This window comes from Stackebrandtia sp. (genome assembly GCF_035643755.1).
GTDB lineage: Bacteria > Actinomycetota > Actinomycetes > Mycobacteriales > Micromonosporaceae > Stackebrandtia.
In genome coordinates, this window is the sequence record NZ_DASQPW010000164.1 from 19068 (window position 1) to 29474 (window position 10407).

Sequence of the window (10407 nt, forward strand, 5' to 3'; positions counted from 1 at the left end):
AATCACCGCTAAGGTCGGTGTCGTTACCAGTGAGTAGTAGGAGGACAGCATGGCAGGTCAGGTCGCCGTCATCGGCGCCGGTTTGATGGGTTCGGGAATCGCGCAGGTCGCCGCCGCCGCGGGCTGGCGGGTGACGCTGCGGGACCTGACGCCCGAGGCCACCGAGCGCGGCCTGGCGGGCATCCGGGCGTCGCTGGAGAAGTTCGCCTCCAAGGGAAAGATCAGCGCCGACGACGCCGAGGCCACCCTGGCGCGCATCACCACCACCACCGACCTGGACGCCGCCGCCCCCGCCGACCTCGTCGTCGAGGCGGTCTTCGAGAAGCTCGAGCTCAAGCAGGAGGTCTTCAAGACCCTGGACGGCATCTGCAAGCCCGGCGCCGTCCTGGCCACCAACACCTCGGCCATCCCGATCACCCAGATCGCCGCGGTCACCGACCGCCCCGAATCCGTCGTCGGCACCCATTTCTTCTCCCCGGTGCCGCTGATGAGCCTGTGCGAACTGGTGCGCGGCCTCAAGACCAGCGACGCCACCCTGGCCACCGCCCGCGATTTCGCCGAGGAGATCGGCAAGACCTGCGTCGTGGTCAACCGCGACGTCGCCGGTTTCGCCACCACCCGCCTGATCTGCGCGCTCGTCATGGAGGCCGTGTCGCTGGTCGACAACGGCGTCATCTCCGCCGAGGACCTCGACACCGCCTGCAAGCTGGGCTTCGGCCACGCCATGGGTCCGCTGGCCACCACCGACCTCACCGGCCTGGACGTCCTGCTGCACGCCACCCGCAACATCCACACCGATACCGGCGACGCGAAGTTCTTCCCGCCGGAGCTGCTGGCCCGCATGGTCGCCGCCGGCGACTTCGGCCGCAAGACCGGCAAGGGCTTCTACGACTACGGCTCCTAAAGACGCCCCGTCGCCTTGAGCATCAGGTACTTGTCCACGACCGCGGGCGCGAACTGGTCGGCCGCGGCGTCGATCACCTCGACGTCGTGGCGGGCCAGGGCCGCGGCCACCTTGCGGCGCTCGACCAGGGCCTGCTCGGCGGCGGCGGCGCGGTAGACGTCCAGGGCCTCGGCGCGGGCGGTGCGCAGCCGGCCGATCTCGGGGTCGGAGACGGTGGCGACGATGACCTTGTGGCGGGCGGCCAGCTGCGGCAGCGCGGGCAGCAGGGATTCGGTGATGGCGCCGGGTTCCAGCGAGGTGAACAGCACGACCAGGGCGCGCTTGGATTCGCGGCGCAGCACCTCGCTGACCACCAGTCCGTAGTCGGTCTCGACCAAGGCGGGCTCCAGCGGGGCCATGGCGCGGATGATGCGGGGCATCACCGTGGCGCCGCTCCCGCTGTCGACGGCGGCGCGCACCTCGGTGTCCACGGCCAGGGCGTCGACCCGGTCGCCGGCGTGCGAGGCCACAGTGGACAACAGCAGGCACGCCTCGATCTGGGCGTCCAGGCGCGGCTCGTCGCCCACCCGCACCGCCGAGGTGCGGCCGGTGTCGATGACCGACAGGACGCGGCGGTCGCGCTCCACCCGCCAGGTCTTGGTCACGATCGTCTGCCGGCGGGCCGTGGTGCGCCAGTCGATCGAGCGCACGTCGTCGCCGGGGACGTACTCGCGCAGCGCGTCGAACTCGGTGCCCTGGCCGCGCCCGCGCACCGCCACCGCGCCCTCGACCACCCGCAGCCGGGCGAGCTTCTCGGACAGGTGCTTGCGGGCGTGGAACGGGGGCAGCACCCGGATCCGCCACGGCGGGGTCAGGAGCTGGGCGGTCTTGTGCGGGGTCTGGCGGTAGGCGAAACCCAAGGGGCCGTAAGAACGTAGCGTCACCCGGGAGCAGGGCCGGTCGCCGCGGCGGGTGGGCGTGAGGGTGGTGGTGAGCTGGGCGGTGGCGCCCGGCGGCAGCGTGAGCGCGTACTCCTCGGCGTGGGAGCCCGCCGACGGCGTCCACGCGTCGCGCACCCGTCCGGTGATCGGCTGGGCGCCGTCGTTGTGGACGTGCAGGGTGACGTGGACGGTGCCGCCCAGCCGGGTCACCTTGTCGCCGGTGCGCCACATGGTGACGTGCCGCGGGCTCGCGGCCAGGACGGCGTCGAGCACGGACACGATCGCGACGACCACAATGCACACCAGCAGACCCAGCCACGGCAGGGGCCAGGCCGGAAGCGTGATGAGTCCCAGCGCGAACAGCGCCACCGGTCGCCAGGTGATCATCGCGGCGTCGGCACCGTCGACAGCAGCGAGTTGAGCACGTCGTCGGCGGTGACGCCCTCCAGTTCCGCCTCGGGCCGCACCTGGACGCGGTGCCGCAGGGTGGCGTGGGTGAGCGCCTTGACGTCGTCGGGCGTGACGTACTCCCGCCCCGCCAGCCAGGCCCACGCCTTGGCGACCGCCAGCAGCGCGGTGGCCGCGCGCGGCGAGGCCCCCAGCGACAGCGACGGCGAATTCCGGGTCGCCTGGCAGATGTCCACGATGTACGTCAGCACGCCGTCGGCCACCTGCACCGCCTCCACCGCCCGCTGGGCGGCGGCCAGCTCGGCCGCGCCGGCCACCGGACGCACCCCGGCGGCGGCCAGGTCGTGCGGGTTGAACCCGGCGTTGTGGTTGCGCAGGATCGTGACCTCGTCGTCCCGCTGTGGGGTGTGGACGGTCAGCTTGAGGAGGAACCGGTCCAGCTGCGCCTCGGGCAGCGGGTAGGTGCCCTCGTGCTCGACGGGGTTTTGGGTCGCGGCCACGCAGAACGGTTGCGGGACGGGGCGGGGGACGCCCTCCACCGTCACCTGGCGCTCCTCCATGACCTCCAGCAGCGCCGCCTGGGTCTTCGGCGGGGTGCGGTTGATCTCGTCGGCCAGCAACAGGTTGGTGAAGACGGGGCCGTCGCGGAATTCGAAGCGCCCGGTCTGCGGGTCGTAGATGAGCGAGCCGGTCACGTCGCCGGGCATCAGGTCCGGGGTGAACTGCAGGCGTTTGGTGTCAAGGGAAAGCGCCGCGGCCAGGGCCCGCACCAGGAGGGTCTTCGCCACGCCGGGCACCCCCTCCAACAGCACGTGCCCGCGGCACAGCAGCGTGATCACCATGCCCGAGATGGTGGCGTCCTGTCCGATGACGACCTTGCCGACCTCGGCGCGCAACTGGCCGAGGGCCTCGCGCGCCTGTGCCGCGCCGGTGGGCGTCGTGGTTGTGTCGTTCACTCAGTCTCTCCCTTGTGGGCTCGAGTTCTCCACCGCCGCCACGAGCTGATCCAGCGCGGCGGTCACGGCGAAGAGTCCGGGTTCGTCCGTGGGTTGCGTGGTGTACAGGACGGAGTTGACCTGTTCGGGCGTCCACCCGGTGCGCGCGGCCACCGCGGTGACGATCTCCCGCGGTTCGGCCTGTGTGGATAGACGCAGCACGGGTCGGATGCGTTGCAGCGCACCGGCTCGCAGCGCGCGCAGCGCCTCGGGGTATGCCCCGGCGCGCCGGTACAGCCGGGCGCGACCGTGCACGGTCTCGGCGGCGGGCACCGTCACCGGCAGCGGCTCGGTGACCGGCGGTCCCAGGCGGCGCCCCCGCCACAGCGCGGCGCACACCCCGAGCAGCACCACGCCGATCAGGCCCGCCCACATCCAAGCGGGCAGCGCGTCGTAGATCGGGTTGGTGTCGGGCGCGGCGGGGTCGTCGATCGGTTGGCGCGAGGGTGTGTAGTCCGAGGGCGTGGGCTCGTCGGTCGGGTAGGTGGGTTCCGGCTGGCTGGCCAGCGAATGCTTGTCGAGCCACAGCACGTCGCCGTGCCCGGCCAACAGGCCGGTGGCGAGCTTGGCGTTGCCGTCGGAGTTGATGTGGTCGTTGGTGAACGGGTCGGGGGCCCCGGCGACCGTCAGCTCGATCGATTCGACGGACACGTGCGCCAGGCCGTTGCCGTAACAGAAATCCCACGGCACCGCGCCGTTGAGCTCCGAACTGGACTTGGCCTTGACGTAGGTCTGCCGCAGCATGGCGGCGTCGCCCGCCGCCCCCGCCTCCCGCAGCCCGCAGTTGTTGCCGGAATCGTTGGGGGACACGGTCTTGGTGGCGATGCGGCCGTAGTCGGCGTTCAGCCCGACGGCGCCGAGGAACTTCAACGGCGGGCGCACCACCACGATCCGCGTCGACCCGCTCATGGCCTTGTCGAAGAGCTCGTACAGCTCGGCGCTGTTGAGGTAGTCCGGAGCCGGAATGAACAGGGTGGAGGTCTGGTTCTTGGCGGCCTCGAAGGCCTTGCCGGCGTCGGTGTAGCGATCCACCTTCACGCCCTGGTCCGCGAGCTTCTTGGCCAGAATGGACGAACCGTCGCCGTCCGTCGACCGTGGGGACAGGTAGTCGTCGCTGCCGGGGCTGGGCGATTCGATGAACGCCGCCAGGGCGGTCAGGAGGATCACGGCGACCGCCGCGCCCACCGGGATCCAGAAGCGCCGCCGGTTGAAGGGCGGGCGCGTGGTGACGTTGTCGGCGGCCACGGCGCTCGGCGCCACGGCGGTGTCGGTCATGTCGCCTCCAGCGAGAACATGGCGACCGGGTGGTGGCCGGCGACGGCGGCGGCCAGCTGGGCGTGCAGGTCCCGCATCCGGCCCGCGGCGTTGGCGTCGGCATCGTAACCGCCGTACCAGATCTCGGAGAAGATCCGCCCGGCCTCGTCCAATGTGACCGCGGTGGTGGGCAGCGCCCTGCCGGCCGCGGACGCCAACTCGGTGACCGTCCACCCCGGATGGTTCTCGACGACGGAGCGCTCCACGAGGTCACGCACCATGACCCGCAACCATTCCCGCACCGCCAGACGGTACTGCCCCGCGGCCATGAACCGCTGCGCCCGCGCCAACAGCGCGTCGGAGGGCAGATCGGGCAGTGCCTCCTCGTTGGCGTCGGCGACGATCACCGGCTCGGCGGGCTTGGCCTTGTCGCGTCCGAAACGCGCCCGCCACCGCCACAGCCCGAACGGTTGCAGCGCCAGGCCGACGGCGAGCCCGATCAGCAACACCACCAGGCCCAGCATGTAGAGGCCGCCGGGAAACCAATCGGCCACATTGGCCACGATCTGGGTCCACAAGAGGGTCATCGCGCCTCCGGGGCCGCCAGCGAGACCGCGTCGCCCCTGGCGCGCATCCGCGTCACGGCGATGTCGAGCCCCTCCGAGCGCACCCGGGTCTCTATGTGCAGCACCGCCTCCACGCAGGCCAGCATGGCATACCCCGCGGTGTTGATCGCCAGGTAACACAGCCCCAGGACGATGAGGAAGTAGTCGAAGAGGATGGTCGAGAAGTCGATGACGCCGCTCAGCACGATGTACCCGGCGGCGCAGGTGAGGACCAGCCGGATCAACAGCCACGAGAAGTAGGCCAGCAGCTGCACCCCCGCGGTGCGTCCGGACGACCGCAGCAGCAGCTTGGGGGAGCGCCACAGCGCCCGCCCGGGCGACAGCCCGTCGGCGATCAGCGCCGGGACCGACAACCCGAAGATCGCGAACACCGCGAACCACGGGATGACGCACATCGCCGCGGCGATCGCGCCGGCCACGCCCAACAGCACCGTGTACAGCACGGTGTACCCCCATTGCCGGCTGTTCAGCGTCAGGAAGGGCAGCTTCGACGGGTCCTCGCCGCGCACCGCGGCCACGGCGGTGCGCGCCGCCGGGCCCGACAGCAGCGTGATGATCATGATCTCGGTCGTCATGCCGACGACGATCCACAGCCACACCAGGTACCCGTTGTCGAAGATCTGACCGACGTACTTCGGCTTCACCTCGTCGATGGTCAGTTCGCGCAGCGTGGTCATGATGACCTGTTCCACCAGCGCCAACGTGAACGACATCACCAACAGGGACCGCCACCGGCTGCGCAGCAGGGCCGCCGCGGCGTCGAGCAGCTCGCCGATGGTCAGCGGACGCAGCGGCAGCACCGGCGATCCGGTCATTCAACGTCCTCATCATTGGCGGTTGGCGGGTTCGCGGAAGGTTCAGTGTGCCATGCGGAAACCAGTGGGGCGATGTCCGCCGGATTGGACCCCCGGGGGCAACCTTTCGGACACCTGTTGCGCAGGGAAGGGGGAGCCGGGTTCGTCACCGGGGACCATATGCTGATCACGACGGCATTAGGGTTTGCACACGAGGCGAACCCGCCAGGGCGGACGAAAGCGGTAGGTGGAATGAGAGCAAGGGTTTTGGTGGTCGACGACGACCCGGCGCTGGCCGAGATGCTGGGCATCGTCCTACGCACCGAGGGCTTCACGCCGGTGTTCGTCACCGACGGGGAGCAGGCGCTGGAGGCGTTCCACGAACACCGGCCCGACGTCGTGTTGCTGGACCTGATGCTGCCGGGGATGAGCGGAATCGACGTGGCCAAGGCGATCCGCTCCGAGTCCGGGGTGCCGATCGTCATGCTGACCGCCAAGAGCGACACCGTCGACGTGGTGCTGGGTCTGGAGTCCGGCGCCGACGACTACATCATCAAGCCGTTCAAGCCCAAGGAGCTGGTGGCGCGGGTGCGCGCCCGGCTGCGCCGCGGCGACGACGTCGCGCCCGAGCGGCTCCAGATCGGACGCACCGGCCTCCAGGTGTCCATCGACGTGCCCGCGCACAGCGCCACGCTCAACGGCGTCGAGATCAAGCTCACCCCGCTGGAGTTCGACCTGCTGGTCGCCCTGGCGCGCAAGCCCCGCCAGGTGTTCACCCGCGAGGTCCTGCTGGAGCAGGTGTGGGGCTATCGGCACGCCGCCGACACCCGGCTGGTGAACGTGCACGTCCAGCGGCTGCGCGCCAAGATCGAGCCGGACCCCGAGCATCCCCAACTGATACAGACGGTGCGCGGCGTCGGATACAAGGCCGGGACGGCCTGATTGCCTACCCGGCGCGCTGTCACCGGCCGAGCCGCGGCGCTGCTGGCCGCCGCTCGCCGTGCCATGCTCCGGGGCCTGAGTCTGGCCCACCGGGTGGCCGCGCCCGTGGTGCGGGCCTTCCGCTCCTCGCTACAGCTGCGCGTGGTGACGGCGACGCTGATCGTGTCGGGCGTGCTCGTGGTGGTCTTCGGGATGGTCGTGGCCACCACCATCACCAGCGGCGCGGTCGAGGCGAAGCTGGGCACCGCCAAGGCCCAGGTCAGCGACGGACGCGACGCGGTGGCCCGGGAACTGGACACCGTGGTGTCCTATGACGACCCGACCCTGACCAACAAGCTGTCCGGTCTGGCCGCCGCGCTGAGCGGCGACCAGGGCCGCAGCCAGCGGCCGACGGTGCTGATCCGCACCAGCGAGACCGATCCGGTCGCCGAGTCCCGGCCGGGCAAGCCCGCCGCGGTGTCGCGCGACCTCCCGAAACAGCTGCGCGGCGACGTCTCCGACGGCTTCATGTCCTTTCAGTACACCACCATCGACCCCGACGGCCACGGCGAGCGCGCCTTCCTGGCCATCGGCACCCCCGTCTACACCGAGCAGTTGAGCTACGAGCTGTACTTCCTGTTCCCCCTGGACGACGAGGAGGCGATCGCGAACCTGGTGCGCAACGCGCTGGTGGTGGCGGGCATCGCCCTGGTGCTGATGCTGGGCGTGATCGCCGGCCTGGTGACCCGGATGGTGGTGATCCCGGTGCGGCTGGCGGCGCGCACCGCGCAGCGGCTGTCGGCCGGTCTGTTGCACGAACGCATGAGCGCCAAGGGATCGGACGATCTGGCGCGGCTGGGCGGCTCGTTCAATCTGATGGCCGAGAACCTTCACCAGCAGATCGTCCGGCTGGAGGACATGTCGCGGCTGCAGCGCCGGTTCACCTCCGACGTGTCCCACGAGCTGCGCACCCCGCTGACGACGGTGCGGATGGCCGCGGATCTGTTGTACGACACCAAGGAGGACTTCCCGCCGCCCGCCGCCCGCAGCGCCGAGCTGCTGCACGACGAGCTGAACCGCTTCGAGGAGCTGCTGTCTGATCTGTTGGAGATCAGCCGCTTCGACGCGGGGTTCGCGGTGCTGGACACCGAGGCGGTGGAGCTGGCGCCGATCATCGACACGGTGGTGGAGTCCCGCGCGGGGCTGGCGCAGCGCTGCGGGGTGGAGGTGCGGTGCCACTTCCCCGGCGAGCCGGTGATCGCCGAGGTCGATCCCCGCCGGGTGCAGCGGATCCTGCGCAACCTGATCGACAACGCCATCGAGCACGCCGAGCATCAGCCGGTGTGCGTCCGGCTCGCCGCGTCGTCCACGGTGGTGTCCATCGCGGTGATCGACCACGGCGTGGGCCTGAAGCCCGGCGAGGAGAAGCTGGTCTTCAACCGCTTCTGGCGCGCCGACCCCTCGCGGGCCCGCCAGACCGGCGGCACCGGTCTGGGCTTGTCGATCAGCCAGGAGGATGCCAGACTCCATAACGGTTCTTTGGAGGCGATGGGCGAACCCGGGGCCGGCACGGTGTTCCGACTCAGCCTGCCGCTGCGGGCGGGGGACCGGGTGCTGATCTCGCCGTTGCCCCTGGATTTCTCCGCCGATCCCTGTAGGGGAGAAGACGATGAGTCCTAAGCGGATCGCCGCGGCCGCGGGCGTTGTGGTCGGCCTGCTGGTGCTGGGCGCCTGCGGGGTTCCCTCCGACGGGCCCGCCACCCGGGTCCAGCACGTCCCCCAGGACGAATCGAAGCAGGACTCCTCGGACGGCATGCGTCCGCTGCTGCCGTCCCAGGACGCCATCAACACCGTCGACTCCTTCCTCGGCTCGGCCGCGGGGGACTGGAGCGGACGCGACAAGCGGCTCAACCTGTTCACCAAGCACCCCGCGAAGTGGTCCGACCCGGCCGAGGGCGTCCAGCTGATCCGGGTGCCGTCCACGGGCATCAAGATCGTCGGGCACGGCACCACGACCCGCACCAAGGTCGAGGTGACCGGGAAGATCGTCGGCCTGTACACCCCCAGCGGCCAGGTGAAGCCCTGGTCCGGCGACGACGACTTCACCCAGACCTACACCCTGACGCGCGACTCGCACCCGGAGGTCTGGTCGATCTCCAACCCGCCCAAGCAGGTGGCGCTGCAGGACGACGTGTTCTCCGAGCGCTACGAGCCCAGCCCGCTGTACTTCCCGGCGTCCTCCGACAACGCCGGCACCCTGGTTCCGGATCTGCGCTGGATGCCCATGGAGGTCACCGATCGGGAGGCGCGCGACACCCAGGTGGTGGACTGGCTGATGGGCGGGCCCTCGGAATGGGTGGGGTCGACGGTCTCCAGCGCCTTCCCGGAGGGAACCTCCCGCAAGTCGGTCACGGTGTCCAAGAACGGCAAGCGGGTCACCGTGGAGCTGTCCATGGAGTCGGCGGCGCAGCCCAGCCGGGACGCCGGCGACATGAGCGCCCAGTTGGCGTGGAGCCTCGGCCTGCACGGCAGCCAGACGCTGCGGCTGGTGGTGGACGGCCGCAACCGCGAGGTGGCCAAGGCGTCGAAGTGGGCGGGGCGCAATCACGCTCCGCGGGCCGACAAGCTGAAACAGAACCTGGCCTACTTCATCAAGGACAACGGCACCGTCTGGTCCTCCGACGCCGACGACCCGTTCTTCGAGAAGAAGGTTCCCGGTCTCACCAACGCGGCGCTGGAGCCCCGCGGCGACCGGATCGCGGGCGTGGTGGGCGGTCACCTGGTGGTCGGGGCCTCCGACAAGGTGGACAGGGTGCCGAAGTTCTCCTCGGGCGACCTCCGGGATCCACAGTGGCTGGACTCCAGGACGCTTCTGGTGCTGGCCGACGGGACGCCGACCACCGTCGACATCGCGTCCGGCGAGTCCCACGAGCTGTCGCCGCGCCAGGTGGACGGGACCATCACGCACATCGACCTGGCGCCGGACGGCCGCCGGCTCGCCTTCGTGGCCGGCGGGCACGCGTGGGTGGCCACCATGCTGCCGGGGGAGAAGTCGGTGTCCAAAATGGCCTCGCCGCGCCGGGTGGGCAACGACATCTCCGAGGTGCGCGACGTCTCCTGGAGCCGCGAGACCCACCTGATGCTGATCGGCACGGTCGCCGACGCCCTCGACTGGCTGTGGGAGGTGTCGATCGACGACGCGTATCAGGTGTCGCCCAAGGGGGAGAACGGCAAGGACCGCGCCAGCACCCTGGCGGTGCGCTGCGCCCCCGCGCTCAATCCCGACAACGCCTACGGCCAGCCGGTTCTGTTTAATGTGGACGGATCGATCAATCGTCTGTACTCCAACGAGCTCGCCGAGGTGAAGTTCCCCGACGGCAAGGGCGGGCAGTATCTGGCCAGCGGGGTCGCGCCGTTCGTCGCACCCTGAAAACCCGTTGTGGGCATGCACGGTGAGTGATCACATGGACGCATGACCGTGTCCACCTGGCTGTCGCGCCTCACCGACCTCGCGGCGCCGCGCTGCTGCGCCGCGTGCGGCCCGCGCCGCCCCGCCGAACCCTCCGTCGGGCTGTGCCCCGCCTG

Annotated in this window: 9 protein-coding genes; 4 read left to right on the forward strand and 5 right to left on the reverse strand. The window is 70.5% G+C overall.

All coding sequences use genetic code 11. The features are described from left to right. Positions 1–49: 49 nt before the first annotated feature. Positions 50–904 (forward strand): 3-hydroxyacyl-CoA dehydrogenase family protein, encoded by an 855-nt coding sequence (locus VE172_RS12300; protein ID WP_324801876.1) that lies wholly within the window; start codon positions 50–52, stop codon positions 902–904. Here the strand turns inward: VE172_RS12300 and VE172_RS12305 are convergent. From VE172_RS12305 to VE172_RS12325, 5 genes are read right to left on the reverse strand one after another with little or no spacing between them, the layout of a single operon-like run. Beyond that, positions 901–2211 (reverse strand): DUF58 domain-containing protein, encoded by a 1311-nt coding sequence (locus VE172_RS12305; protein ID WP_324801878.1) that lies wholly within the window; start codon positions 2209–2211, stop codon positions 901–903. The genes VE172_RS12300 and VE172_RS12305 overlap by 4 nt on opposite strands. Then, positions 2208–3188, reverse strand: coding sequence for an AAA family ATPase (locus tag VE172_RS12310; protein ID WP_324801880.1), 981 nt, complete (start codon positions 3186–3188; stop codon positions 2208–2210). Before VE172_RS12310 ends, VE172_RS12305 begins: the two co-directional genes overlap by 4 nt. Then, on the reverse strand, positions 3189–4502 hold the full coding sequence (locus tag VE172_RS12315) for a DUF4350 domain-containing protein (protein ID WP_324801884.1): 1314 nt from the start codon (positions 4500–4502) through the stop codon (positions 3189–3191). It lies immediately after the preceding gene. Further along, positions 4499–5068, reverse strand: coding sequence for a DUF4129 domain-containing protein (locus tag VE172_RS12320; protein WP_324801887.1), 570 nt, complete (start codon positions 5066–5068; stop codon positions 4499–4501). Before VE172_RS12320 ends, VE172_RS12315 begins: the two co-directional genes overlap by 4 nt. After that, positions 5065–5922, reverse strand: coding sequence for a hypothetical protein (locus VE172_RS12325; RefSeq protein WP_324801889.1), 858 nt, complete (start codon positions 5920–5922; stop codon positions 5065–5067). Before VE172_RS12325 ends, VE172_RS12320 begins: the two co-directional genes overlap by 4 nt. 231 nt (positions 5923–6153) lie before the next feature. Here VE172_RS12325 and mtrA point away from each other — a divergent pair, with 231 nt between their 5' ends. The 3 genes from mtrA to VE172_RS12340 are packed head-to-tail and all read left to right on the forward strand — an operon-like array spanning position 6154 to position 10252. Further along, positions 6154–6843 carry an MtrAB system response regulator MtrA gene (gene mtrA / locus VE172_RS12330; protein WP_324801891.1) on the forward strand — a complete coding sequence of 230 codons (690 nt, stop codon included), beginning with the start codon at positions 6154–6156 and terminating at the stop codon, positions 6841–6843. Next, on the forward strand, positions 6844–8502 hold the full coding sequence (gene mtrB / locus VE172_RS12335) for an MtrAB system histidine kinase MtrB (RefSeq protein ID WP_324801893.1): 1659 nt from the start codon (positions 6844–6846) through the stop codon (positions 8500–8502). It abuts the gene before it with no gap. Next, positions 8492–10252 (forward strand): LpqB family beta-propeller domain-containing protein, encoded by a 1761-nt coding sequence (locus VE172_RS12340; protein ID WP_324801896.1) that lies wholly within the window; start codon positions 8492–8494, stop codon positions 10250–10252. Before mtrB ends, VE172_RS12340 begins: the two co-directional genes overlap by 11 nt. Positions 10253–10407 lie beyond the last annotated feature (155 nt).